General features: G+C 72.4%; 24 protein-coding genes and 1 pseudogene. 6 read left to right on the top strand and 19 right to left on the bottom strand.

The genetic code is table 11. The features are described 5' to 3' along the window. Positions 1 to 43 precede the first annotated feature (43 nt). From ACIRC0_RS17040 to ACIRC0_RS17055, 4 genes are all read left to right on the top strand, one after another. Positions 44 to 403, top strand: a complete 360-nt coding sequence (locus ACIRC0_RS17040; RefSeq protein WP_403616948.1) for a hypothetical protein — start codon at positions 44 to 46, stop codon at positions 401 to 403. A gap of 77 nt (positions 404 to 480) precedes the next feature. Continuing rightward, positions 481 to 930 carry a hypothetical protein gene (locus tag ACIRC0_RS17045; protein ID WP_403616949.1) on the top strand — a complete coding sequence of 150 codons (450 nt, stop codon included), beginning with the start codon at positions 481 to 483 and terminating at the stop codon, positions 928 to 930. A 2-nt stretch (positions 931 to 932) separates the two neighbouring features. Further along, positions 933 to 1,307 (top strand): peptidase inhibitor family I36 protein, encoded by a 375-nt coding sequence (locus ACIRC0_RS17050; RefSeq protein WP_403616950.1) that lies wholly within the window; start codon positions 933 to 935, stop codon positions 1,305 to 1,307. Positions 1,308 to 1,421: 114 nt separating this feature from the next. Beyond that, on the top strand, positions 1,422 to 2,087 hold the full coding sequence (locus tag ACIRC0_RS17055) for a TetR/AcrR family transcriptional regulator (RefSeq protein ID WP_403616951.1): 666 nt from the start codon (positions 1,422 to 1,424) through the stop codon (positions 2,085 to 2,087). Here the strand turns inward: ACIRC0_RS17055 and ACIRC0_RS17060 are convergent. Beyond that, positions 2,080 to 2,964, bottom strand: coding sequence for a sigma-70 family RNA polymerase sigma factor (locus tag ACIRC0_RS17060; protein WP_403616952.1), 885 nt, complete (start codon positions 2,962 to 2,964; stop codon positions 2,080 to 2,082). The two genes, ACIRC0_RS17055 and ACIRC0_RS17060, sit on opposite strands and share 8 nt — an antisense overlap. Positions 2,965 to 3,044: 80 nt before the next feature. Here ACIRC0_RS17060 and ACIRC0_RS17065 point away from each other — a divergent pair, with 80 nt between their 5' ends. Further along, on the top strand, positions 3,045 to 3,833 hold the full coding sequence (locus tag ACIRC0_RS17065; protein ID WP_403616953.1) for an SDR family oxidoreductase: 789 nt from the start codon (positions 3,045 to 3,047) through the stop codon (positions 3,831 to 3,833). Here ACIRC0_RS17065 and ACIRC0_RS17070 read toward each other — a convergent pair. Both ACIRC0_RS17070 and ACIRC0_RS17075 read right to left on the bottom strand, forming a co-directional pair. Further along, complete coding sequence (locus tag ACIRC0_RS17070) at positions 3,830 to 5,638, bottom strand: bifunctional metallophosphatase/5'-nucleotidase (protein ID WP_403616954.1); 1,809 nt, start codon at positions 5,636 to 5,638, stop codon at positions 3,830 to 3,832. The two genes, ACIRC0_RS17065 and ACIRC0_RS17070, sit on opposite strands and share 4 nt — an antisense overlap. Positions 5,639 to 5,784: 146 nt before the next feature. After that, the gene (locus tag ACIRC0_RS17075; protein ID WP_200422273.1) at positions 5,785 to 7,068 is read right to left on the bottom strand and encodes an adenylosuccinate synthase; all 1,284 of its coding nucleotides are present in this window, start codon (positions 7,066 to 7,068) and stop codon (positions 5,785 to 5,787) included. A gap of 195 nt (positions 7,069 to 7,263) precedes the next feature. Between ACIRC0_RS17075 and ACIRC0_RS17080 the strand changes: the two genes are divergently transcribed. Then, a complete protein-coding gene (locus tag ACIRC0_RS17080) occupies positions 7,264 to 8,145 on the top strand; it encodes a diacylglycerol kinase family protein (RefSeq protein WP_403616955.1) in 882 nt (293 codons plus the stop codon). A gap of 17 nt (positions 8,146 to 8,162) precedes the next feature. Here ACIRC0_RS17080 and ACIRC0_RS17085 read toward each other — a convergent pair whose 3' ends face one another. The 16 genes and pseudogenes from ACIRC0_RS17085 to ACIRC0_RS17160 form a co-directional block, all read right to left on the bottom strand. Then, positions 8,163 to 9,383, bottom strand: a complete 1,221-nt coding sequence (locus tag ACIRC0_RS17085) for a cytochrome P450 (protein WP_403616956.1) — start codon at positions 9,381 to 9,383, stop codon at positions 8,163 to 8,165. A gap of 60 nt (positions 9,384 to 9,443) precedes the next feature. After that, complete coding sequence (locus ACIRC0_RS17090; protein ID WP_403616957.1) at positions 9,444 to 10,118, bottom strand: response regulator; 675 nt, start codon at positions 10,116 to 10,118, stop codon at positions 9,444 to 9,446. Then, positions 10,115 to 11,461 carry a sensor histidine kinase gene (locus tag ACIRC0_RS17095; protein ID WP_403616958.1) on the bottom strand — a complete coding sequence of 449 codons (1,347 nt, stop codon included), beginning with the start codon at positions 11,459 to 11,461 and terminating at the stop codon, positions 10,115 to 10,117. Before ACIRC0_RS17095 ends, ACIRC0_RS17090 begins: the two co-directional genes overlap by 4 nt. A 132-nt stretch (positions 11,462 to 11,593) precedes the next feature. Next, complete coding sequence (locus tag ACIRC0_RS17100) at positions 11,594 to 12,268, bottom strand: response regulator (protein ID WP_403616959.1); 675 nt, start codon at positions 12,266 to 12,268, stop codon at positions 11,594 to 11,596. Further along, positions 12,265 to 13,598: pseudogene (locus tag ACIRC0_RS17105) on the bottom strand (sensor histidine kinase). Before ACIRC0_RS17105 ends, ACIRC0_RS17100 begins: the two are co-directional and overlap by 4 nt. Continuing rightward, positions 13,598 to 14,794, bottom strand: a complete 1,197-nt coding sequence (locus ACIRC0_RS17110) for an acyltransferase (protein ID WP_403617352.1) — start codon at positions 14,792 to 14,794, stop codon at positions 13,598 to 13,600. The pseudogene ACIRC0_RS17105 and the gene ACIRC0_RS17110 overlap by 1 nt, the downstream one beginning before the upstream one ends. A 40-nt stretch (positions 14,795 to 14,834) precedes the next feature. After that, positions 14,835 to 15,863: an alpha/beta hydrolase gene (locus ACIRC0_RS17115; RefSeq protein ID WP_403616960.1), complete on the bottom strand. Its 1,029-nt coding sequence runs from the start codon at positions 15,861 to 15,863 to the stop codon at positions 14,835 to 14,837. A gap of 156 nt (positions 15,864 to 16,019) precedes the next feature. Continuing rightward, positions 16,020 to 16,952: an alpha/beta hydrolase family protein gene (locus ACIRC0_RS17120; protein ID WP_403616961.1), complete on the bottom strand. Its 933-nt coding sequence runs from the start codon at positions 16,950 to 16,952 to the stop codon at positions 16,020 to 16,022. Between the two features lie 227 nt (positions 16,953 to 17,179). Continuing rightward, entirely contained in the window at positions 17,180 to 18,409 is a 1,230-nt protein-coding gene (gene kynU / locus ACIRC0_RS17125) for a kynureninase (protein ID WP_403616962.1), read from the bottom strand. After that, positions 18,402 to 19,259: a tryptophan 2,3-dioxygenase family protein gene (locus ACIRC0_RS17130; RefSeq protein WP_403616963.1), complete on the bottom strand. Its 858-nt coding sequence runs from the start codon at positions 19,257 to 19,259 to the stop codon at positions 18,402 to 18,404. Before ACIRC0_RS17130 ends, kynU begins: the two co-directional genes overlap by 8 nt. A 147-nt stretch (positions 19,260 to 19,406) precedes the next feature. Then, positions 19,407 to 19,820 carry a DUF3151 domain-containing protein gene (locus ACIRC0_RS17135; protein ID WP_403616964.1) on the bottom strand — a complete coding sequence of 138 codons (414 nt, stop codon included), beginning with the start codon at positions 19,818 to 19,820 and terminating at the stop codon, positions 19,407 to 19,409. Between the two features lie 55 nt (positions 19,821 to 19,875). Then, the gene (locus ACIRC0_RS17140) at positions 19,876 to 21,381 is read right to left on the bottom strand and encodes an MFS transporter (RefSeq protein WP_403616965.1); all 1,506 of its coding nucleotides are present in this window, start codon (positions 21,379 to 21,381) and stop codon (positions 19,876 to 19,878) included. Positions 21,382 to 21,592: 211 nt separating this feature from the next. Then, positions 21,593 to 22,615: a class II fructose-bisphosphate aldolase gene (gene fbaA, locus ACIRC0_RS17145; RefSeq protein WP_403616966.1), complete on the bottom strand. Its 1,023-nt coding sequence runs from the start codon at positions 22,613 to 22,615 to the stop codon at positions 21,593 to 21,595. 139 nt (positions 22,616 to 22,754) lie between these two features. Then, on the bottom strand, positions 22,755 to 23,303 hold the full coding sequence (pyrE, locus tag ACIRC0_RS17150) for an orotate phosphoribosyltransferase (RefSeq protein WP_403616967.1): 549 nt from the start codon (positions 23,301 to 23,303) through the stop codon (positions 22,755 to 22,757). A 34-nt stretch (positions 23,304 to 23,337) separates the two neighbouring features. Beyond that, positions 23,338 to 24,126 carry an aldose 1-epimerase gene (locus tag ACIRC0_RS17155; RefSeq protein WP_403616968.1) on the bottom strand — a complete coding sequence of 263 codons (789 nt, stop codon included), beginning with the start codon at positions 24,124 to 24,126 and terminating at the stop codon, positions 23,338 to 23,340. A gap of 58 nt (positions 24,127 to 24,184) precedes the next feature. Further along, positions 24,185 to 25,036, bottom strand: a complete 852-nt coding sequence (locus ACIRC0_RS17160; RefSeq protein ID WP_403616969.1) for an SRPBCC family protein — start codon at positions 25,034 to 25,036, stop codon at positions 24,185 to 24,187. Positions 25,037 to 25,092: the final 56 nt, after the last annotated feature.

A 25,092-nucleotide genomic window follows, 5' to 3' on the forward strand; every position in this document is an offset into this window, starting at 1 on the left:
CACGTGCCGCATACGGGCGGTAGCCCAAGGGCATGCCCCGGCCATGCGTCACCTCGTCATCGCCTCTGCCCTGTTGGCGGCCCTCGGCCCGGCTGCCGCCCCGCCCGTGCACGCTGTCGCCGTGCCTCCCGGGCATGTGTACTTCTGGCCGGACCCGAACCAGATGGGACCCGGCGGCGCCTGGGACTACGCGCCGCCCGGGTACCGGGAGGCGGACCCCCGGGTGAAGCGGCACGCGTACTCCTTCGACTCGTATGCCTCCGTGACCGTGTACGCGATCAGCTACCGGCCCGGCGGCTGCCTGTACCGCGCGATCTACCCCGGCGACTACTCCAACAACTGGGAGTGGGCGACGAAGTTCGACGGGGTCAGTGACAGCACGATGGGGTGCCAGCCGGGCTGATTCTCCAGATGCGTCCGCCCACGAAGACCGTCGCCGCACTTCTCGCCCCCGGACTACTCCTCACCGCCTGTACAGCGATGGGGAACGCACCAGCCGGCCCCTCCTCCGACGACGTCGTCAAGGCCGCCGCTCAGAGGCTCACCGACGACTGTCTCGCCCGCCAGGGCCTGACCCCGCCCCGTCCGGGGCAGCCGACGCCCTCGTCCGTCGAGCAACGGCGCGTCTCCGAGGTCCTGTTCGGGTCGGGCGAGGCAGAACTGTCGCTTCGCCTGCCCACGGGCTATGTGGTCCGCGCCCATACCGACGGCTGCCTCGCGGCGGCCCAGCAGCGGCTCTACGGCGACCAGCGCCGGTGGTTCCGTACGTCGGTGATCGTGAACAACCTTCAGCCCGAGGCCGAGCAGACCCACCGTTCCCTGGCCGAGGTCCGTTCCCGGCACCGCGCCGAGATCGCCGAGTGGCAGCGGTTGCGTGCCCATGCCCTCGCCGAGGCCACATCTCTCCTCACCGCGAAAGGAAATCCCTGAGCATGAACAAGCGCCTGGCCGCCCTCCTCGCCGCCACCGCCCTGTCCGCCGGGGCCGTGCTCGCCACCTCCGCGTCCGCGCAGGCCGTGCCCTGCGGCAGCGGCAACTTCTGTGTGTGGACGGATGTGAACTTCACGGGCCTGAAGATCGAGCACAGCGGCGACGACCACTGGTGGGAGGGGGACATGGCCTGGCACGACTCCTCGTGGGCGAACCACGGCATCTCCGGCCCGGGCGTCAAGGACCACGTCAAGGTGTACTCCGGCCGGGAACTGCTGGGCCACGTGACGATCTGCCTGGCCCCGGGCCAGGAGGTCGGCTACAACCCCGCCGCGAACGACCAGGGCGCCTCGCACACCTGGACGACCGGCTGCTGAGCAGGAGGACGCCCGCACCCCTCACCCGATAGCCGGAAAAACCGCAACACTTTCTCCAGATCTGTCGCACTTTTCCAGCCAGGTACCACCCCCGTCCCTGCCATGCTGCCGGACGTGAGCCGACCGACCTCCTCCGTCTGGCAGCCCGGGACGGGCACGGTGTACCGCGCGACCCTGGACGCGCTGGCCCAGTACGGCCCCCGGCGGGTCGGCGTGACCCACGTCGCCCGCCTGGCCCGCTGCAACCGCTCCTACCTCTACCGGAACTGGCCCTGTCATCAGGCCCTGATCCGGGACGCCACGCTGGCCGAGCTGCGGCGTCTGCTGCAGGTGGCCTGCGAGGCACCCGGTCCGCTGCCGCCGCCACGGTGCCTCGCCGTCCGCATCGTGGTGCGCGCGGCGCGTCTGCTGCGCGAACATCCCGCCACCAGGACCATGGCGCTGACCGCCCCGGACCTGATGCACGGCGCCGTACTGCGCCCGACCACCGTCTGGCACCGGGCGGCCTGCGACTGGCTGCTCCGGCACGTGACCGGACACCTGCCGAGGGGTGCCACACAGGACACGGTCACACTCGCCGTCCTCACCACCGCCCTGCCCTACGCGCTCACACCCCCGTCCGAGGACCCGGATCCCGCCGCCGAGCGCGAGGCCGTCGACCACAGGCTGAGCCTTGCTCTGCACTCCTGCCTCGGCCTCCCGCCCGCCTGCCCCGACTGCGCGCCTCCGCCCGTCGGTGAGGCGCAGGCGGATGAAGGGCAGGCGAGCACGCTCAGCTGATCGCCGGCTCGTCGAGCACCGCCACCTCCACCTCCCGCAGCCGCTCCCGGTCCGCGATCACGTCGATCTCCGTGATCAGGCCGTCGGCGAAGGTGAAGCTCAGCACCAGCCGCAGCCGGCCCGCCTCCAGCATCGCCAGGCCGGGGCGGCCGTCCACCAGGACGGCGGCGGTGAACCGGGCCCGGCCCATGGACGCCATCGCGCCCTTGGCCACCGGGTGGGCACCGGCGATGTGGAGGGGTTCGGGCGTCGGGACGACCGAGCGGTCGGCGCGCAGCACCACGTCGGGGTGGAGCAGCGCCAGCAACCCGTCGAAGTCTCCGCCGCGCGTCGCGGCCAGGTAGGCGTCGACGACCCGGCGCTGCCGGGGCAGGTCGGCCGCGGGCGCCGGGGTGCCCCTGACCCGGCGGCGGGCGCGGCTCGCGAGCTGCCGGGTCGCGGCCGGGGTCTTCTCGAGCATCGTGCCGATCTCGTCGAACGGCATCGCGAACATGTCGTGCAGCACGAACGCGAGCCGCTCGTCGGGCGTCAGCGTGTCGAGGACGACCAGCAGCGCCAGGCCCACCGAGTCGGCGAGCAGCGCCTCCTCCTCGGGGTCGGCGACCGCACCCGTGACCGGTGCCCGCGCCGCTTCCAGCGGCTCCTCGCGCCGGTTCTCGCGCGAGCGCAGCATGTTCAGGCACACCCGGGCCACCACGGTGGTCAGCCATGCGGCCGGGTTCTCCACGTCGGCCGTGTCGGCGCGGTCGACGCGCAGCCACGCCTCCTGGAGGGCGTCGTCGGCCTCGCTGAGCGAGCCGAGCATCCGGTGGGCGACCGCCCGCAACCTGGGACGCTGCACCTCGAACCACTCGGTCACCAAAGGAAGTTCGGGCACCGTGTCACATTCCTTCCGGGCGGCGGGTCATCTCAGTAGATCACCCACTGAGTGACGGATCGACCGCTTGAGGAGAACCCATGAACGCGCCTACCGCGCCCGTCCTGGTCACCGGCGGCACCGGCACACTCGGCCGCCACGTCGTCCCGCTGCTGCGGGATGCGGGCCGCGAGGTCCGGGTGCTGAGCCGGCACGCGCACGACCCCGCGGAGGGCGTCGAACACGTGGCCTGCGACCTGCGGACCGGCGAGGGACTCGACGCGGCGGTGGCGGGGACCCGGACCGTCCTGCACCTCGCGGGCGGCCCCAAGGGCGACGACGAGGCGACCCGCAACCTGGTCCGGGCCGCGCAGAGCGCCGGGGTCCGGCACCTGGTGTACATCTCGGTCATCGGCGCGGACCGCGTCCCACTGGCCTGGCTGCGCTCCAAGCTGGCGGCGGAGCGGGCGATCGCCGGGTCGGGGATCGCGTGGACGACCCTGCGGGCCGCCCAGTTCCACGACCTGGCGCTGCTCATGGCCGAGAAGATGGCCAAGCTTCCGGTGATCCCGGTGCCGGGCGGGATGCGGCTGCAGCCGGTCGACGCGCGGGAGGTGGCCGCCCGGCTCGTGGAGCTGACGCTCGGCGAACCGGCCGGCCTGGTCCCCGACCTGGCCGGACCGGCGGTGTACGACCTCGCGGACCTGCTGCGCACCTACCTCACGGCACGCGGCAAGCACCGCCCGATGCTCAAGGTCCGCATGCCCGGCAAGGCCGGCCGTGCCTACCGGTCCGGGGCCAACCTGACCCTCGATGGCGCCGACAAGGGCGCCCGGACCTGGGAGGAGTTCCTGGCGGAGCGGACCGGCACCCTACTCGGGACGGCCTAGAACACCGGCGTGCCGTCCTGCGTCAGCCGCCAGTTGGTGACCGCGAAGTCCGCCGGGTTCAGGGTGCCCTTGGACGTCACGTAGTCGATCATCAGCTGGCGGATCTCGTTGGTGGAGCTGTAGGCGATGCCGGCGGAGGCGATGTGCGGGTAGCCGGAACCGCCGTTGGCCCGGTAGTTGTTGACGGCGACGACGAAGACCTGGTCGTCGGCGACCGGCGCGCCCTTGTAGGAGAGGTTCTTGATGCGCGAGCCCTCGGGCTGCGCGATGTCGATCTCGTAGTCGACCCCGGCGGCGGTGTCGTACATGTAGTCCCAGAAGTTGTTGGCGTTGGTGAGGGTCGCGGTGTCGACCTTCGTGCCGGACGGGACCTGGTGGTAGTACTTCGCCGCGTACTCCAGGTAGTCCTTGAGCTGGGCGCCGGTCAGCTTCTTGCCGTAGAGGGTGTTGTCGTAGATGTATAGCCCGGCGATGTCCTTGATCGTCACGCTCCCCGCGGGGATGTCCGCGGTCCGGCTGAAGGGCGCGGCGACCGAGATCAGCGGGAGCGCGGCGTCGGCGGAGGACAGCCCGGAGGCGACCGTCGCCATCTGCACCTGGTGGATGAAGTCCATGATGGGGACGTCCTTCCAGCAGGACTCCGCCGCCGACAGGTCCGCCGTGCAGGTGCCGACGGGGGTGTTGACGTACTTCACCACCAGCTCGTGGTCGGCCTCCAGGAGCCGCTTGATCTCCGGGTCCTCGTCCACCGTGTTGGGGTTGAGGGTCCGGGCCGTCTTGCTCGTCACCTTCCACCGGCCGTGGTGGAGTTCGAGCTCGAAGTCGAAGACGCTCAGGCGGTAGCCCCAGCAGTACGGCTCGGAGAGGAGGACCTCCTCGCCGGTCTCCTCGTTCTTCACCGTGTAGGAGGGGACCTCGACGTGGGTGTGGCCGACCAGGATCGCGTCGATGCCCGGGACCTGCTCGGCGACCAGGTTCGACGCGTTCTCCACGTACGGGAGTTCGTCGCCGTACGAGGAGGAGCCGTCCAGGCCCGAGTGGTCCGTCAGGAACACCACGTCACAGCCCAGCGCCCGCAGCCGCGGCACGTACTTCTTCGCCTGCTCGACGAGCCCCGGGAACACCATCCTCCCGCTGACGTTGTCCTTGTCCCACAGCGCGATCCCGGGGTTGGTGAGCCCGAGGATGCCGACCTTGATGTCGGGGGCGCCGGGGACCCGGACGCACTTCACGGTGTACGGGCGGAAGGCGGGCCGCAGGGTCTTGGCATCGAGGGCGTTGGCGCCGAGCAGCGGGAAGTGGCACTGGCTCTCGAACTTCCGCAGGACGTCGATGCCGTAGTTGAACTCGTGGTTGCCGAGGGCTGCGGCGTCGTAGCGCATGTGGTTCATGGCGACGGCCATGGGGTGCCTGGGCGCGTCCTCGCCGGTGATCGGGTCGACGCGGGCGAAGTAGTAGGCCAGCGAGGTGCCCTGGATGATGTCGCCGGCGTCCACGAGCAGCACCCGGTCCTCGCCCTTCGCCTCGCGCTGCTGCTTGATGAGCGTGGCGACACGCGCGACTCCGACGGAGTTGCCGGCCTTGTCGCTGTAGGCGGCGTCCTTGTAATAGTCCCAGTCGAAGACGTGGCTGTGCAGGTCGGTGGTGCCGAGGACGGAGAAGGACCAGGTACGCGGCGTCTTCTCGGGCTCCTGGTCGGCGGCCTCGGCCGTACCGCTGCCGACCGCTCCCGCGACGGCGACCGCCGCCGAGGTGACGGCCGACTTCTGCATGAACTCGCGTCTGTTCATGGGGCTGACGGGCATACGAGGCTCCTGGTCCGGAGAGCGAAGAGGGACGGCACTACCCGCGTAGATAGTTCCGGTCCCTCCCTCCGCGCGGAACCAGGAGCAGCCCATGGGCCGGTCAAGGATGTCCATGACCGGCCCAACTGGATGGGGATATAAGGGACTTACAGGAACGAGTTGATCTCGATGGTCTCGTCGCGGCCCGGGCCCACGCCGATCGCGGAGATCGGGGCGCCGGACATCTCCTCCAGCGCCTTGACGTAGTTCTGGGCGTTCTTCGGGAGGTCCGCGAAGGTCTTGGCCTTCGTGATGTCCTCCTGCCAGCCGGGCAGCATCTCGTAGACCGGCTTCGCGTGGTGGAAGTCCGTCTGGGAGTACGGGAGCTCCTCGACCCGCTTGCCGTCGATCTCGTACGCGACGCAGACCGGGATCTGCTCCCAGCCGGTGAGCACGTCGAGCTTGGTGAGGAAGAAGTCGGTCAGGCCGTTGACCCGGGTCGCGTAGCGGGCGATCACCGCGTCGAACCAGCCGCAGCGACGGTCGCGGCCCGTCGTCACGCCCCGCTCACCGCCGATGCGGCGCAGCGCCTCGCCGTCCTCGTCGAACAGCTCGGTCGGGAAGGGACCCGAGCCGACACGGGTCGTGTAGGCCTTGAGGATGCCGATGACGCGGCTGATCTTCGTGGGGCCGACGCCGGCACCGGTGCAGGCACCGCCCGCGGTCGGGTTCGACGACGTCACGAACGGATACGTGCCGTGGTCGATGTCCAGGAGCGTGCCCTGGCCGCCCTCGAACAGGACGACCTTGTTCTCCTCCAGGGCCTGGTTGAGGATCAGGACCGTGTCGGCGACGTACGGCTCGATCTTCTCGGCGTAGCCCAGCAGCTCCTCGACCACCTGGCCGACGGCGATCGCGCGCCGGTTGTACAGCTTGGTGAGGATCTGGTTCTTGACGTCGAGGGCCGCCTCGACCTTCTGGGTCAGGATCGACTCGTCGTACAGGTCCTGGACCCGGATGCCGACGCGGTTGATCTTGTCGGCGTAGGTCGGGCCGATGCCGCGGCCGGTCGTGCCGATCTTGCGCTTTCCGAGGAAGCGTTCCGTCACCTTGTCGACGGTGACGTTGTACGGCGTGATGATGTGGGCGTTGCCGCTGATCAGCAGCTTCGAGGTGTCGACACCGCGCTCGTTCAGACCGCTCAGCTCGGAGAGCAGGACCGACGGGTCGACGACGACGCCGTTGCCGATGACGGGCGTACATCCGGGCGACAGGATTCCGGAAGGGAGGAGGTGGAGCGCATACTTCTGGTCACCTACGACCACCGTGTGGCCGGCGTTGTTGCCGCCCTGGTAGCGCACGACATAGTCCACCGAGCCACCGAGCAGGTCGGTGGCCTTTCCCTTGCCTTCGTCACCCCACTGAGCACCGAGCAGCACAAGTGCGGGCACGCGCGTACACCCCTTCCGGGCGGGGCATGTCCAGGGTCGGAGGCGTACGCGGAGGGTCCACCGCCGCGTGCACCGCGACCGTCGTTGGCCGCAAACCGTCGGACCGGATGCCCCGGAATAGACGAAGCCCCTGACGCAATAGCGCAAGGGGCTCTTGCACAGAGATGCTACCCGAGGAAGCGAGGCAGGACCGAGGTGGCGACTTCCGACCAGCTCCTCGTGGTCATCGACCCGGTCGCCCGTCACAGCGACGGTGAGTCGGTACGGATCGCGAAAGACGTGCTCAGCGCGGGTGCGGCCACCAAGGTGTGTCTCCCGCAGGGGCCGGAGGAATTCGCCCGGGCGCTGGACCGCCGGGGGTCGCGGCGGCCGGTGGTGGTGGGCGACGACCGGGCGCTGCTGCGGGCGGTGACGCTCCTGCACCGGCGCCGTGAGCTGGGCACGACGGCCCTGTCGCTGGTGCCGGTGGGCGCCGCGCAGTCGCTGGCGCGGTCGCTGGGGGTCCCGGCGGGGGCGGTGGCGGCGGCCCGGGCCGTCCTGGAGGGCGTGGAGCGGCGGCTAGACCTGCTGGTGGACGACAGTGACGGGGTGGTGCTCGGGGATCTGCGGATTCCTCCGGTTCCGGCGCGTGAGGGGGCGGGGGCCGATCCGGTGCCGGCCTCGTCGCCGGACTCGGGGCGTCCGTGGCTGCGGACGTGTCAGTCGCTGGTACGGACGCTCGCGGCGCGTCCGACGCGGGTGCCGTCACCGCGGGATGCGGGGGGCGGGCCGTCCCGGCTGCGGGTCGAGGTCGACGGGGAGACCCTGGTGGACCTGGACCAGCCGGTGGAGGCGGTGTCCGTGTCGCCGGGGGATCCGGGGGTGGCCGAGGTGGAGGTGCGGCCGCTCTCGGTGGGCGCGGAGGCGTCGCCGCTGCTGGCGGTGGGGCGCAGGGTGACGGTGTCGGGGGCCGCTTTCCGCTACCGCGCGGATGCGCAGGTGTCGGGGCCGGTGCGGACGCGGACCTGGGTGGTACGGGAGGGTGCGTGGGGTCTCACGTTGCCCGCACGGGCGGGCGATCTCCGGGGTGAGCGCTGACGGCCTGAGGGGGGCGGTCAGCCGACCTCCACCCTCAGACCCTCCAGGCCGCGGATCACGAAGTTCGGCTTCCGCTCCGGCTCCGCCGCAAGGCGCAGCGTCGGGGCCTTCTCCAGCAGCGCCGTCATGGACGCCGCCAGCTCGATACGGGCCAGGGGCGCGCCGATGCAGTAGTGGATGCCCGCGCTGAAGGAGATGTGCGGGTTGTCCTTGCGGGTCAGGTCGAGCGTCTCGGGGGCGTCGAAGACGGCCGGGTCATGGTTGGCCGAGCCGAACAGCATGGCGATCTCGGCGCCCCGCGGGATCACCGTGCCGTCGATCTCGATCTCGTCCAGCACCCAGCGCTCGAAGAGCTGCAGCGGGGTGTCGTAGCGCATCAGCTCCTCCACCGCCGAGGGCACGAGCGTGTGGTTGGCGCGCAGGGCCGCCAGCTGCTCCGGGTGGCGGAACAGCGCCCACCAGCCGTTCACGGTCGCGTTGACCGTGGCCTCGTGTCCGGCGTTCAGCAGCAGCACACAGGTCGAGATCATCTCCTGCTCGGTGAGCCGGTCGCCCTCGTCGTACGCGGCGATCAGCCCCGAGATCAGGTCCTCCCCCGGCTCCTTGCGGCGCTCGGCGATCAGCTCCTGGAGGTACTGCGAGAACTCGACCGACGCCCGCACCGCCCTGCGTGCCGTCTCCTCGGACGGGCCCAGCTCGTACATCCCGCAGATGTCCGCCGACCAGGGACGCAGCTGCCCCCGGTCCGCCTCAGGAATGCCCAGCATCTCGGCGATCACCGCGACCGGCAGCGGCTCGGCGACGTCCGTCAGCAGATCGCCGCCGCCCGCCTCCACCAGCCGCGCCACCAGCTCGCCGGCGAGGTCCCGCACATACGGCTTGAGCTGCTCCACAGTCCGCGGCGTGAACGCCTTCGACACCAGGCGCCGGATGCGGGTGTGGTCCGGAGGCTCCAGGTCGAGCATGCCGTGGTCGTTGAGCGTGTGGAACGGCTCGTGCTCGGGCGGCGGCGCGGTCCGGCCGAATTCCTCGTGCGTGAAGCGGTGCTGGTAGGTCCGGCCCAGCCGCCTGTCCCGCAGCAACGCCGACACGTCCGCGTGGTGCGGCACCAGCCACTGACCGGTGGGCTCGAACCAGTGCACCCGGCCCCGCGCACGCAGTTCGGCGTAGGCGGGGTACGGGTCGGCCACGAACGCCGGGTCCCAGGGGTCGAACGCGAGAGCGGAAAGAGCTGCCATGCCCGGACGCTAACCGAGCGGACGCCCGCTGACCAGGGGGGTCTCACACCGAACGGCGGATCACCCCGGGGTCACCAGCCTCGCCTCGTACGCGAACACCGCCGCCTGGGTGCGGTCGCGCAGGCCCAGTTTCACCAGGATGCGGCTGACGTGCGTCTTGATCGTGGACTCGGCCACCACCAGCCGCTCCGCGATCTCCGCGTTCGACAGCCCCTGGGCGATGAGGACCAGCACCTCCGTCTCCCGTTCCGTCAGGTCCCCGTACGCCGCCCGGGCCGCCGGCGGGAGCGCCGGCCGGTCCGCCAGGCGGGAGAACTCCGTGATCAGCCGCCGGGTGACCGAGGGCGCCAGCAGCGCCTCGCCCGCCGCCACCACCCGCACGCCCTCGGCGAGCTGCTTGGCCGACGCGTCCTTGAGCAGGAAACCGGAGGCTCCCGCCCGCAGCGCCTGGTACACGTACTCGTCGAGGTCGAAGGTGGTCAGCACCAGCACCTTCGCCGAACCGTCCGCGGCGACGATCTCCCGGGTCGCCTCGATGCCGTTCAGCTCCGGCATGCGGATGTCCATCAGCACGACGTCCGGGGCCAGTTCGCGGACCCGCTCGACCGCCTCCCTCCCGTTGACCGCCTCCCCGACGACCTCGATGTCCGGCATCGCCCCGAGCAGCACCGAGAAGCCCTCCCGGACCATCATCTGGTCGTCGGCGATCAGTACGCGGATGGTGCCCTCGGTCACGTGGTGCCCTCCACGGTGGCCACCGGCAGGAACACCGTCACCTCATAGCCTCCGTCGTCCGTCTCCCCCGCCGTCATCTCCCCGCCCAGCATCGAGACCCGCTCGCGCATGCCCGTCAGGCCGTGCCCCGCTCCGTGCGTCGACTTGGTGAGCGTGACCTGCGGCGCCGGGCCGTTGACGATGCGCAGGCCCAGCCCACCGAGCACATAGCCGATCTCCACCCGTGCCGGAGCGCCCGGCGCGTGCCGCAGCGTGTTGCTGAGGGCCTCCTGGACGATGCGGTACGCCGACAGCTCGACGCCCTGCGGGAGTTCCCGCACCGCGCCCGTGACCACCTTGTCGACGCTCAGCCCCGCCTCCCGCACGTTCGCCAGCAGGGCGTCCAGGTCGGCCAGGGTGGGCTGGGGCGCGTCCGGGGCCTCGTAGTCCTCCGCCCGCACGACCCCCAGGACGCGGCGCAGCTCGGTCAGGGCCGCCACCGCGTTCTCCCGGATGGTGGCGAAGGCCTTCTCCAGTTCCGGCGGCGGGTTCTCCACGCGGTAGGGCGCGGCCTCCGCCTGGATCGCGACCACCGACATGTGGTGGGCGACCACATCGTGCAGTTCGCGGGCGATCGTCGTGCGCTCCTCCAGCAGGGTGCGCCGGGAGCGCTCGTGCGCCGTCTCGGTCTGCTGGGCGGTGACCTCCTGCTCGGCTTCGCGGCGTATGTGCCGGACGGTGACCGCGAGGAGCACGAGGGCGGAGACGACGAGCATGGCCGGGGCGTCGCCGTCGTAGTGGCCCCAGCCGAAGGCGGTCTCGGCGAAGAAGGCGTAGGCCGCGGTCGCCACCCACATCCACGCCGCCGTGCGCGGCCGGGTGCGTATCGCCACCACCGTCAGCACCGTCAGATGGGCTATGAAGCTGCCGGGCAGCCATGGCCAGGAGCCCCAGGACGAGCCCACGACCGCCGAGGCCGCGGTCCCCGCCAGGGACACCCAGAAGGCTCCGACCGGGCGCACCAGCGTCAACAGCACCGGAATCAGGGCGAACAGACCGCACAGCAGGTCCGACAGCCCGCCGTTGTCGTTGCGCTGGGCGACCAGCATCGCCACCAGGCCGGCCCCGACGACCACGGCGTGCGGGGTCCAGGCCGCGTAGTGGCGCATGCGTCCCGGCAGCCGCCTGGTCACCGGGCCGTCGACGCTCATGCGGGGCATCGGGCGGTAGGCGAAGGCGTCGTGGAACAGTTCTTGCCGCATCCTGCGCAGGGCGTCCACGGCCAGCCGGTACTCCGGGCTGCGCGGCGTGTACGGGGCGTACGCGCCGTCCGGTGGCGTCTGCCTCTGGGTCGTCTCGGTCACGGGGAAAAGGTAGGCCCGGCAAGGGGGCGCGGTCGTCACCAGTGAGGGGGGTCCTCGAGAATCCTTCTCAAGTACTACGGGTGGGGGTGGGGGCCGAGTCGGCTCCCGGACGGCCGTCCGCGCGGCCGCATGTCAGTAGCCCGACGGCCGCACCAGCCCCGACTCGTAGGCGAACACAGCCGCCTGGGTGCGGTCGCGCAGGCCCAGCTTCACCAGGATGCGGCCCACATGGGTCTTCACGGTCTGCTCGGCGACCACGAGGCGCGCGGCGATCTCCGCGTTCGACAGGCCCTGGGCGATGAGGGCGAGGACCTCCGTCTCCCGCTCGGTGAGGTCGCCGACGCGCTCCTTCAGCGGGGCCCGGGGCGTGCTGTGCATCCGGGAGAACTCGGCGAGCAGGCGCCGGGTGATGCCGGGCGCGAGAAGCGCGTCGCCCGCCGCCACCACCCGTACCGCCTCGGCGAGCTGATCGGCGGAGGCGTCCTTGAGCAGGAAGCCGGAGGCGCCTGCGCGCAGGGCGTCGTAGACGTACTCGTCGAGGTCGAAGGTGGTCAGGACCAGGACCCTGGGGTGCGGGGTGGCCTCGGTGATGCGGCGGGTCGCCTCGATGCCGCCCAGCTCGGGCATGCGGATGTCCATCAGGACGACGTCCGGGGCGAGTTCGGCGACCTTGGCGATCGCGTCCCTGCCGTCGACGGCCTGGCCGACGACCTCGATGCCGGGCTCGGCGTTGAGCAGCACCGTGAAGCCCTGCCGGACCATCATCTGGTCGTCGGCGATCAGTACGCGGATGGTGCCGCTCGTCATCGGTTCTCTTCTCCTGTCGGGTCGGCAAGATCGCCGTCGGTCGGGGCGTCCTCGGGGCTGGGCAGGAAGCACGCCACCACGAAGCCTCCGCCGGCCCTCGCGGTCGCGAAGAGGGTCCCACCGAGCATCACGGCACGCTCCCGCATGCCGAGCAGTCCATGGCCCGCGCCCGGTGACGGCGGAGCCGGGCGGGTGGGCCGGGAGTTGGCGATGTGCAGCTGCAGACCCAGCGGGAGGTAGGTCAGTTCGACGCGCACGGTGGAGCCGGGGGCGTGCCGCAGCGCGTTGCTGAGGGCCTCCTGGACGATCCGGTACGCGGACAGCTCCACACCGGGTGACAGCGGGCGCACCGCGCCGACGATCTCCGTCCGCACCTCCATGCCGGCGGCGCGGGTGTTCTCCACGAGGGCGTCGAGCCGGTCGAGGGTGGGCTGCGGGGAGTCGGGGGCCGCGCCGGTACCGCTTCCTATGCCGTAGGGGTCGGCGGGGTCTCCGAGCGCAGGACACCGAGGACGCGGCGCAGTTCGGTCAGGGCCTCCAGCGCGTTCTTGCGGATGCCGTCCAGGTTCTCCCTCAGCTCCGCGGAGGGGTTCTCCACCAGGTGGGGGGCGACCTGGGCCTGGATGGAGATGACCGACATGTGGTGGGCGACCACGTCGTGCAGTTCGCGGGCGATGCGGTTGCGTTCCTCCAGGAGGGTGCGGCGGGCGCGTTCCTCCGCGGTGAGGGTCGTCTGCTGCACCAGCTCGGCGCGGGCCTCGCGGCGGCCGCGCAGGGCGACGCCCAGCACCACCACGGCCGCGGACAGGGCCGTCGCGAGCACGCCGGTGGACTGGTGGTTCGCCGCGCCCCACAGGCCCTGCAGGACATAGGTGACCAGCATGGTCAGGACCAGCGCCTCCACCGCGACGCGGGTGCGGACTCTCAGGGCGAGCAGCAGCAGCACGAACAGCTGGGCGATGATCCCGGCCGAGGTCCACGGCCAGGTGAAGCCGTCCGCCTCTCCGGCGATCAACGGGCCGTGCAGTGCGACCGCCCCGAGTGCCGTCGCCCCCGTCGACAGCCACCACGCCGGGATCGGCCGCCACAGGGCCAGCACCACCGCTCCGCTCTGGCCGAGCCCGATGAGGAAGGCGTACCCGAGGGCCACATGGCCGTTCTCCCGGAGTTGGGGCACGGCGCCGACCAGGACGCCGAACGCGGCCAGCCACACGATTCCGTGCGGCAGCCAGCGCAGCCAGACGGACGGGGGCAGCGGATCCGCCCGCCCCGTCCACAGGTCGTCGCGCAGCACCCGCAGCCCTCGACGGACGCGGTTCCCCCCTTGCATCACGCGTCCACCCTAGGACCTGAGGTGCGGCCCGCTCCGGGGCGGTGTGACCGGACCACCCGGGACGGGCGCCGGTCGCCGCCCTGTTCGCCGGCGCGGAAGGCCGCCCAGCAGACGGTCAGGGCGAGAGCGAAGACCGGCAGCCAGGCCAGGCGGGCCGCCACCCAGGTCAGGTCGCCGGGGGTGGTGTGCAGGCCGGGCAGGCGGCCCGCGAGCAGGCCCGTCGCGGTGGTCGCCATCAGGGCCGTCTGGTGCCACAGGAAGATCGTCATCGCGGAGAGGTTCACCAGGGCCACCGCCGCCCAGGCCAGGGGGCGGCGCATCGCGCGGCGCAGCCGCTCGCGCAGCAGCAGCGCCAGTCCGCACTGGGCCAGGCCGAAGGTGACGGCGGCCAGGGTCGGCGGGTTCAGGTTGGAGACCGGCTCGCCCGGGACGCCGACCATCGACGCCGGGTAACCCGCCCACGCCACCAGCACCGCCGTCGCCGCCGCGCCGCCCGCCAGCAGCACCCGGCCCGCGCGGCGGCTCTCCAGCTCACCCCGGGTCCAGGCCGCGCCCAGGGTGTACGGCACGAGCCAGCCCGCCGGCAGGTTCACCCAGCCCAGCCAGGACGGGCCGCCGAGTCCGAAGCGGACGAGGTCCACGTGGAGAACGACGGCCAGCGGCCACAGCGGGTTGAGACGCGTCAGCAGCGGGGTCGCCGCCGTCAGGGCCGCGAACACGACCAGGAACCACAGGGGCGACAGGGCCAGCTTCACCAGGGTGTGGACCGTGCCCGCGTCCGCCCCGGTCGCGAGCAGGCCGCACGCCGCGACGGTCCACAGCGTCACGACCGCCGCGACCGGCTTGAACAGCCGGGTCGTGCGGGTGCGCACCCACTGCCCGTAGGTGACGCCCCGGGCACGCGCCGATGCGTAGCCCTTCGTCGCGACATGGCCGCCCACCAGGAAGAACACGGCGAGCGTCTGGAACACCCAGGAGATCGGGGCCAGCCACGGCATGAAGTGCAGCGGGCTCGCGGTGTGCAGCGAGCCGCCGTCCGCGACGAGTGCGGTCACCAGCCAGTGCCCCAGGACGACACCGAGGATCGCCAGGGCCCGCAGGGCGTCGACCGCGCGGTCCCGCTCGGCGGGGGTGGCCAGGTCGGTGCGGTGGGCCGCGGTGCGTATCGCGTTCAGGGTCCGCTGCGGCTTCAGGGGCCGCTGCCGCTTCAGGGTCCGCTGCCGCACGGTCGTGTCACGCACGGGTCACCTCCGCGCTCTCGCCGAGGACGATCCGCGTCAGGTTGGCCAGGGAGGCCGAGCCCGGCTTGAAGTAGTCGCTGTGGCCGACGTCGCCCGCGGCGAACACCCGGGCGCCGTAGGCCGGGGAGACCGGGTCCGCGCCGAAGCCGACGGTGGTGCCGAACAGGTCCGCGCGGTGGTGCGGCACGTGTGCGATCCAGTCGTCGGCGCCGCGGGCCGCCCAGATACGGGCGCGGGTGTGCAGGGCGGCGGCGGAGTCCACGCCCGTGCCCGGGCTGCCGATCAGGACGATGTCCTGGGCGTCGACGCCGGCGCCCGCGCGGGCGCACACCACCGTCCCGTAGGAGTGGCACAGCAGGGAGATGCGGGGCGACGGGCCGAACGCGTCCCGCAACTGCCGTACGAACCGCTCCAGGACCGGGGCGGCCCGCGCCGCGCGGGTCGTCGTGAGTACGTCGGTGCTGAGCGTGCGGGGCGTGTCGTAGCCGAGCCAGGCGATCACCGCCGTGTCCCGGCCGGTGCCGCGGTGCAGGGCGAGCGCGGTGGCGCGGAAGCGGCCGTAGGTGTCCAGCGTGGTGTCGGACCCCGGCACCAGGACCGCTATGTGCCGCGCCCTGGCCAGGTCGCCGAAGACCTCGGTCACCCGGCCCGTGCCCCGGCCGTCGAAGGCCAGCAGATGGCGGGCGGGCGAGGCCAGGGCCCGCTCCACCGCCGCCCGGCTCCGGTCGCCGTGGGCCGCCGCCATGCGGGACGCCTCGGCGGCATCCGCGCGGTTCGCCTCGTACGTCCCGGTGAGCGTGGCCGCCGAGAGCGGGGCGAGCGCCGCCGGCGGCGGGGCCGGGATGCGGGGGCGCGCGGCGGCCGACAGGGGGACGACGACGGCGACCGTGACGAGGACGGCGATCAGGCTACGTCGGACGCGGCCGAGGCGCCGTCGGCGAAGGCGCCGCCGTTCGCCGCCTCCCCCGTTCCCGTCCCGTCCGTCCGCGTGCGCGACCGGGCGCCTCCTCCGAGAACCCATGACGTCCTCCCCTTCCGCTGCCGCGCTCATCGGGCAGTCACGGAAAGGAAGTTACGGAGCGTCACCCGTCGTCGGCGTCATGCCGCGGAGCTCACTTGGGAGGTAGCTCTCAGGTATTACGGGTATGACCGGGTCCACCCGGGAGCGGGGCCCCGGCTACCACGCCAGCTGGGCGATCTCCTCGGCCACCACCGCGCACGCGTCCGCCGCCGGGTCGATCAGGGGGAAGTGGCCGACGCCCTCCAGGAGCGTGAGGCCGACCACCTCGCCGGCCTTCGCCGCCGCATCCGCGTACGCCTCGGCGACCGCCTGCGGGACCACGACGTCCGTCCGGCCCTGGACCAGGGTGGTGGCGATACCGGTGGGCAGCAGCAGCGCCGGGTCCGCGTACGGCCTGCGCTCCTCGAACCGGTCCCTGCCGCCGAGGAGCTGGACCGCCGCGCCGCCGCACACCTCCAGCTTGTCGGCGACGTGGAAGTCCGCGATCGGGGCGAGCGCCACGACACCGCGCAGCGGCGCGGGGCGGTCCGTGCGCCACGGGCAGTCCGGCGGCAGGACGTGCCGGGACGCGGCCCACAGCGCCAGGTGGCCGCCCGCCGAGTGCCCGGTGATCACCGTGCGGCGGGGATCGGCCTGCGGCAGCGCCTCGCGCACCAGCCCGGGAAGCGCGTCGAACGCGGCCGCCACGTCGTCGAACGTGTCCGGCCAACGGCCCGCCACCGGCCCCGTACCGCCGCCCGCACCGGACTCCGCGTCCGCGGAGCCGTCGGCCTGGGACGGGATGAGGGCGCCCCGGCGGTACTCGACGCTCGCCACGGCGAAGCCCCGGCGGGCCAGGAAGTCCGCGAAGGGCGAGAGGTGCCGGCGGTCGTACGGCGCACGCCACGCGCCGCCGTGCAGGAGGACGACCAGGGGGGCGGGTCCCGGGGCGCCCGCCGTCCCGGCCGGCTCGGTCTGCCGCGGGGCGTAGAAGTCGATCACCTGGTCGGGGTGGTCGCCGTAGACGGCGGTGGAGTCGGGGTCCACCGGCGGGTGCGAGAAGGCGGACGCCTCTTCGGCGGCATCGCGGTGGGCGGCGTCGTCCGGCATGCTCCAACCTCTCAGCGGCAGAACGGGATTCGTGCGCGGCGGCCGGAGAGTACCGGCCGCTGGCGGGGACGGTATCAGGCGGATGACGTGCGCCAGCACGGGGTTGTCACTCTCGGTGAGGAGCAAACGGTGCTGCCGAGCCGTCCCGGCGGGGGTGGGAAAGGCCCGGCCACGGGGTTCCCGGCCGGGTGGGGGGCGGGCCGCCCCGCCCCCCCGTGAACCGCCCGTCAGGCCACCACCTCCGCCAGCACCCGGGCCGCCCGCTCCACGTCCGCGAACCCCACGTACAGCGGCGTGAACCCGAACCGCAGCACGTCCGGCGGCCGGAAGTCACCGACCACCCCGGCGGCGATCAGCCGTTTCATCACATACCCCGCGTCCTGGCACCGCAGCGAGATCTGGCTGCCCCGCTCCTCGTGCGCGACGGGGGTCAGGGACTCGACCGCGCCCGGCGGGACGTAGGCCGTCACGCACTGGAGGAAGAAGTCCGTGAGGGCCAGCGACTTGGCGCGGACCGCGTGGATCGAGACGCCGTCCCACACCTCCAGCGCCGCCTCCAGGGCGAGCATCGACAGGATGTCCGGGGTGCCGACGCGTCCGCGCACGGCGCCGGGGGCCGCTTCGTAGTCGCTCCGCATGCCGAAGGGTTCCGCGTGCGAGTTCCAGCCCGGCAGCGGTGAGTCGAAGCGGTCCTGCAGCTCCCGCCGCACATACAGGTACGCCGGTGAGCCGGGGCCCCCGTTCAGGTACTTGTAGGTGCAGCCGACCGCCAGGTCGACCCCGTGCTCGTCCAGGCCCACGGGCAGCGCGCCCGCGCTGTGGCACAGGTCCCACACCGCGACCGCGCCCGCCGCGTGCACGGCGGCCGTCAGTGCGGGCAGGTCGTGCAGCCGGCCGGTGCGGTAGTCGACGTGGTTCAGCAGCACGGCCGCCGTACGGCCTGACAGCACCCCGGGGACCTCCGCCGGGGCCACCGGGCGCAGCGTGCAGCCCGTCATCCGCGCCGCCGATCCGGCGATGTACCCGTCCGTCGGGAACGTCGTCGCGTCGACCACGATCTCGTCCCGGCCGGCGTCCGTCTCCCGGGCCATCCGCACCGCCGCCACCAGCGCCTTGAAGACGTTGACACTGGTCGAGTCGCCCACCACGACCTGCCCGGGCGCGGCCCCGACCAGCGGGGCGATCCGGTCGCCGATCCGCTCCGGCGCCGTCCACCAGCCGCTCTCGTCCCAGGACCTGATCCGCAGCGATCCCCACTGCCTGCGGACGACGTCCTCCATCCGGCCCGGTACGGCGGCGGGCAGCGCGCCCAGCGAATTGCCGTCCAGATAGACGCCCGCGGCGTCAGCCGCATGATCGGACACGGTGTCGAGGACGAACTCCGAGCGCTTGGCGGCGAGTTCGTCGGCCGCGTCCAGCTTCTCCGCCCTGACGGCGAGTTCCGACCGTTCAGACATGGGACCGCGCCGTCCACAGCTCGGGGAACACGTTCTTCTGGGCGCGCTTCTCCAGCCAGGCCACCCCGGCGGAGCCGCCCGTGCCGGGCTTGGCGCCCATCGCGCGCCGGGTGGCGAGGAGGTGGTCGTTGCGCCAGCGCCACACCAGTTCCGCGACATCGGTCAGCACCTCGCCCAGCTTGGCGAGTTCGTCGTCCGGGTCCCCCGAGTAGACGGCCGCCCAGACCGACTCGACCTCCTCCGACGGCTCGTAGCGCTGCGAGACGTCGCGCCGCAGCACCGCGTCCGGGACGGCGTGCCCACGCCGGGCGAGGAGCCGCAGCACCTCGTCGTACAGGCACGGCTCGTGCAGCGCCTTCTCCAGTTCGGCGTGGACGCGGGGCGCGCCGCGGTGCGGGACCAGCATGGACGCGGACTTGTCGCCGAGCAGGAACTCCATGCGGCGGTACATCGCCGACTGGAAGCCGGAGCCCTCGCCGAGCGCGGAGCGGTAGGAGTTGAACTGGGCGGGCGTCAGCTGCGACAGGGGCCGCCAGGACGCGTTCAGCGCCTGGAGCTCCCGTACGGACCTCTTCAGCGCGTCGATCGCCACCGGCACCCGGTCCTCGCGCAGGGCGCGCGCCGCGGTCTCCCACTCGTGGACGATGACGGTGAACCACAGCTCCATCACCTGGGTCGTGACCAGGAAGACCATCTCCCCGGGGTCGTCGGAGAGGGTGTGCTGGAGGTGGGTGAGCACGTCCGCCCGGACGTAGTCCTCGTACGGAGTCGTTCCCTGGAAGTCGAGATGCGGGGTCTCGGGCTCAGAAGCCTCGGGGGAGGGGGGAGTCTGGTGAGCCTGTTGGGACATCGCTGTCTCCTGTATGTACTCCGGGTAGCGGTCCGCCCCTGCCGATGCCGGCACGGGGGCCCCGGTCCCCACAGGCATCCTGCGCAATGCCTCCGGACACCGCAAGGCCCGCCTGGTCACAGGCGGGCCTGACACGGCGTGGCGGCCCTAGCCCAGGGTCTGGGCCGCCGTGGGCGAGGAGTCCTTCAGGAACTGCGAGCAGCGCTCGTACTCCTCCTGCTCGCCGATGCCGTGCGCGGCGCGCGCGAGGGCGTGCAGGGCGCGCAGGAACCCACGGTTGGGCTCGTGCTCCCAGGGGATGGGTCCGTGGCCCTTCCAGCCGTTGCGGCGCAGGGCGTCCAGGCCGCGGTGGTAGCCCGTACGGGCGTACGCGTACGACTCGACGACCGCGCCCCGCTCGAACGCGTCGTCGGCGAGCTGCGCCCAGGCGAGCGAGGAGGCGGGGTACCGGGCGGCGACCTCGGTGGGCGCCGTACCGCCGGCGAGGAGCTCGCGCGGCTCCGGGTCGTCGGGGAGGTGGGTCGGGGGCGGGCCCCCGAGAAGGTTCTCGTGAAGGGTCATGGGATCAGTGTGCGCCATGGACCGTGCCCGCAGGCCGCGCGCCCTCGGTCCCTGCTCAGGAGGCCGGACCGGTCCCGGAACCCGCCGAACCGCGCGGCGGCTCGAGCGGTGGGGCGGTCACGGAGCAGTGCGTTCGGCACTCGGGGTGGCGGCACTCCGGGGCCGGGCGGCGCACGGTCGCGAAGGCGAGCGCCGCGCCCGCCACCAGGACGCCCGCGCACAGCGGCATCGCCCGACGGAAGGCGGCCTCGAACGCGTCCGGCACGCGGTACGCCTCCGGGCCCATCCCGGTGAGCAGGGGCAGCGCGGCCACGGCGATCAGACCGGCCGCGCGGGCCGCCGCGTTGTTGATGCCGCTGGCCAGGCCGGCCCGGTCGGTGTCCACCGAGCCGAGCACGGTGGCGGTCAGCGGGGCGACCAGGGTGACCATGCCCGCGCCCATGACCAGCACGGCGGGCAGGACGTCGGCGGCGTACGCGGCGCCCTTGCCGACGCGCAGCATCAGCAGCATGCCGGCCGCGCAGAGCAGGGGGCCGACGGTGAGCGGGATGCGGGGGCCGATGCGTTCGGCGAGGGCGCCGGAACGGGAGGAGAACAGGAGCATCAGGACGGTGGTGGGCAGCAGGGCGACCCCGGCCCGCAGCGGCGAGTAGCCGGAGACGACCTGGAGCTGGAGCGCGGTGAGGAAGAAGAAGCCGCCGAAGGCCGCGTAGACGCAGAGGGTCACCAGGTTGACCACGGTGAACTGGCGGGAGCCGAAGATGTCGAGCGGCATCATCGGGTCGGGGCGGTGCCGTTCGACGTGGATGAAGGCGACGCCGGCGGCGAGGCCCGCGACCGCGGTGAGGGCCACCGGGAGCGAGCCGCCGTGGGCCTCGATGAGGGCGTACGTCACCAGGGCGAGGGAGAGGGCGCCGAGGGTGGCGCCGAGGGCGTCGAAGCGGCGGCTGTGGGTGCCGCCGGCGGAGGACTCGGGGACGTGGCGTACGGCGATGGGGGCGCAGAGGAGGGCCAGGGGGACGTTCAGGAGGAAGACCCAGCGCCAGCCCGGGCCGGCCACCAGCCAACCGCCGAGGAACGGGCCGACGGCGGCGCCGATGCCGCCGAAGCCGGACCACAGGCCGACCGCCCTGCCGCGGTCGTCGGGGTGGAAGGTGGCCTGGATGAGGGCGAGCGACCCGGGGGTCAGCAGGGCGCCGCCGACCCCCTGGAGAGCGCGGGCGACGATGAGGATCTCGGCGGTGGGGGCGATGCCGCACAGGAGGGAGGCCGCGGCGAACCACAGGACGCCGATGACGAAGATCCTTCGGCGGCCGTAGCGGTCACCGAGGGCGCCGCCGAGGAGGATGAGACCGGCGAGCGTGAGCATGTACGCGTTGACGGTCCACTGGAGGGCGGCGAGGCTCGCGTCGAGGGCGTGGCCGATCCGGGGCAGGGCGACGTTGACGACGGTGGAGTCCAGCAGGGCCATGCTGGAGCCGAGCACCGTTGTCAGCAGGATCCATTTCCCCTGCGGGGTGCCGAGCCTGACAGCGGGGGTCGGCTGCGTGGTGACCGCCATGCTGGGATCATCCCGCGTCGGGTGCGCTTGAGCCAGGTTTGCGGCGCCCGAGGCGGGGCGCCCGGGGGTGGGTCGCGCGACCCGGCGCCGGCGGGGTGCCTCCCCCGAGCTCTTCGAGCAGAGGGTGCCGCTGCGCCCACCCGTGCCGCCCTGCGGCGCGACTGCCCGCAGCGGCGGCCCGGCAGCTACCACGGCACCCCCGGTTGCCGTACTACTTGATCTTCGTGCCCGTCGAGCGGAGGTTCTGGCAGGCCTCCAGCACTCGCTTCGACATAGACGTCTCCGCCAGCTTGCCCCAGGTGCGCGGGTCGTAGGTCTTCTTGGAGCCGACCTCGCCGTCGACCTTCAGGACGCCGTCGTAGTTCTTGAACATGTGGTCGGCGACCGGGCGCGTGAAGGCGTACTGCGTGTCCGTGTCGATGTTCATCTTGACCACGCCGTTCTCCAGCGCCGTCACGATCTCCTGCTCCGTGGAGCCGGAACCGCCGTGGAAGACGAAGTCGAACGGCGACTCCTTGCCGAACCGCTCGGCCACGCCCTCGTTCAGCTCCTTCAGCAGCTCGGGGCGGAGCACGACGTTGCCCGGCTTGTACACGCCGTGCACGTTGCCGAAGGACGCGGCCAGCAGGTAGCGGCCCTTCTCGCCCAGGCCGAGGGCCTCGGCGGTGCGGATCGCGTCGTCGACCGTCGTGTACAGCTTGTCGTTGATCTCGTGGGTGACGCCGTCCTCCTCGCCGCCCGTCGGGGTGATCTCCACCTCGAGGATGATCTTGGCGGCGGCGGTGCGGACGAGCAGCTCCTGGGCGATCGACAGGTTGTCGGCCAGGGTCTCGGCGGAGCCGTCCCACATGTGCGACTGGAACAGCGGGTTCTGGCCGGCCTTCACGCGCTCCTCGGAGATCGCGAGCAGCGGACGTACGTACCCGTCGAGCTTGTCCTTCGGGCAGTGGTCCGTGTGCAGCGCGATGTTGACCGGGTACTTCTCGGCGACGATGTGGGCGAACTCGGCCAGGGCCACCGCACCGGTGACCATGTCCTTGCTGTACTGGCCGCCCAGGAACTCGGCGCCACCCGTCGAGATCTGGACGATGCCGTCGCTCTCCGCCTCCGCGAAGCCGCGCAGGGCCGCGTGCAGGGTCTGGGAGGAGGTCACGTTGATGGCCGGGTAGGCGAACTTGCCTGCCTTCGCCCGGTCGAGCATCTCGTTGTAGACCTCGGGGGTTGCGATGGGCATCTGTCCGCTCCTTGTTGTGCGGGTTGCGTTCTGCGTGCTACGGCCCTGACCTAGGGAGTGACGTCATCGTCGGCCCCATCTTTCCAGACGTGACCGGATGCTTCGGACACCCTGTCCAGCCTGTGGATAAACGGGTCACTCAGTCCAGGCCCAACTCGTCCTTCGCGTACGCGTAGAGGTAGGGCACCCCGGCACCCTCCTGGATCTTCTCGGCCGCGCCGGTGGCCCGGTCGACGATCGTCGCGACGGCGACCACCTCGGCTCCGGCCTCGCGCACCGCCTCCACCGCGGTGAGCGGGGAGCCGCCGGTGGTGGAGGTGTCCTCGACGACCAGGACCCGGCGGCCCTTGATCTCCGGACCCTCCACCCGCCGCTGCAGGCCGTGCGCCTTCGCGGCCTTGCGGACGACGAAGGCGTCCAGCTTCCTGCCGCGCGCGGCGGCCGCGTGCAGCATGGCCGCCGCGACGGGGTCCGCCCCCATGGTGAGGCCGCCGACCGCGTCGAACTCCAGCTCGGCGGTCAGGTCCAGCAGCACCTGGCCGACCAGCGGCGCGGCCTCGCCGTCGAGAGTGATGCGACGCAGGTCGACGTAGTAGTCGGCCTCCAGGCCCGACGACAGGGTCACCTTGCCGTGCACCACGGCCTTGTCCTTGATCTGCTGCAGCAGCTCGCCGCGAACGTCACTCATGGCAGCCAGCTTAGAGCCCCGCTGTTCAGGGCTCTCAGAGCCGTCGCCAGGTCCACGTGGTCGTGGCCTCCAGCGGCTCGATGGGGGTGACCAGGCGCGGAAGGGTGTTGAGGCCGTCCGGGGGGCCGGTCTGCGGTTCCACGCACACCGCCTCGGGCTGCTCGTCGTAGACCACGACCCACTCCTCGCGGCTGGTGACCCTCAGCTCCAGCTGCCCGGGCCAGGTGAGGGTGACGTCCACGCCGCCGGGCATGCCGAAGCAGTCGTCCCAGGGACCGGGCTCGGGGTCGACGCGGTTGCCGGTGGGCAGGTGGTCGTCGCCGCGCTCCTCCTGCCAGGCGGGGTCGAAGTCGATGCGGACGTCCTCGCCGCCGAGGCTGCGGTGGAACCAGGGGTGCCAGCCGATCTGGGCCGGGAAGGAGTCGTCGTACGTCTCCACGGACATGGTCAGTGTGAGGGCGTCCTCGGTGAGCGCGGCCAGCTGCGTGACGCGGCCGGCGTAGGGCCAGGGGGCGACCAGGTCGTAGGTGAGGACGGCCTCGGTGGGCTCGGCGCGGGCGACGCGCCAGACGCCGTCGCGGACCGTGCCGTGGATGGCGTGCGGCGGGGCGTTGAGGGGCATCTGCTGGACGGTGCCGCCGTTGCGGAACCTGCCGTCCCGGACACGACCGCACCAGGGGGCCATGGGGAAGCAGCCGAACCGTTTCCCCTGCCGCAGCAGTTCGGTCCCGCCGATACGCAGACTCCTCACGCGCCCGCCGTTCCCCGGCGCCAGCACGACTTCCGCGTCTCCCGCGGCCAACGTGATCTCGTCGTTGCTCACGAACCCGACCCTACTGGGCGGATCAACGGGGCGGATGGTGACGCCGGTACGGCGTACGTCAGCGCCGCCGCCGCAGCAGCCGGCCCGCCACGATCGCCGATGCCACGAGCAGGGCCGCCGCCGGGGCCGCCCAGCGGAGGGTGGCGGTGGCTGCCGCGGCTTCCGGGGGCGGGACGGGCGCGTACCGGCCGCGCGGGGGCGCGTGGTCGACCTCCTCGGCGCTGCGCCCGATCATCGTGCGACGGGCGTGCGCCGCCTCGGCGGGCGGTTCCTCGTCGAAGGTGTCGGGCGCGAGGCCGGGTTCGTCCTCCGCGTCGAAGGCATCGGACGCGAGGCCGGGTTCGTCCTCCTCGGCGAGGGGCTCGAGGGACGACGCGGGGACCTCGGTGTCGCCGGTGGAGGCGGGTTCCTCCTCGGGACCCGGCTCCTGTGACGGCGGTTCGGTCACCTCCCGAGGGGCTTCCTCCGCCACCCCCCGAGGAGTTTCCTCCGCCACCTCCCCCAGCTTCTCCGCGAACCGTCCCAGCAGCCGCGTCGCCGCCGACGCCACCGTCTGCGCCGGCACCTCCGCGATCCGGCCGTCGGCCGTGGCCGTTCCCGTGAACGTGACCGTGGTGCCGTCCTCGGCCGGGGTCAGACGCAGGGACAGGGACAGTTTCGCCGTGCCCGTGCCGCGGGCCTCGGTGGCCTCACCCTCCACCGCGTACGAGCCGTCGTCCCGGCCCTCGATCCGCAGGGTGCCGCGGTAGGTGATCGTGTGGCCGCCGGCACGCACCCTCAGCCGGCCGGCGACCGGCTCCGTGCCCGCGTCCTGCTGGAGCCCGGGAATCGCCCGGGCCACCCGGGCCGGGTCGGCCAGCGCCTGGCTCAGCCGCTCGGCGGGGACCGGAACGAACACCTCATGCTCCATGTCTGACGAGCCTACCCAGCAGCGCCCGAACCTCACCCGTGCAAGACGCGATTCGC

This window comes from Streptomyces sp. NPDC093984, assembly GCF_044764595.1.
GTDB classification, from domain to species: domain Bacteria; phylum Actinomycetota; class Actinomycetes; order Streptomycetales; family Streptomycetaceae; genus Streptomyces; species Streptomyces cynarae.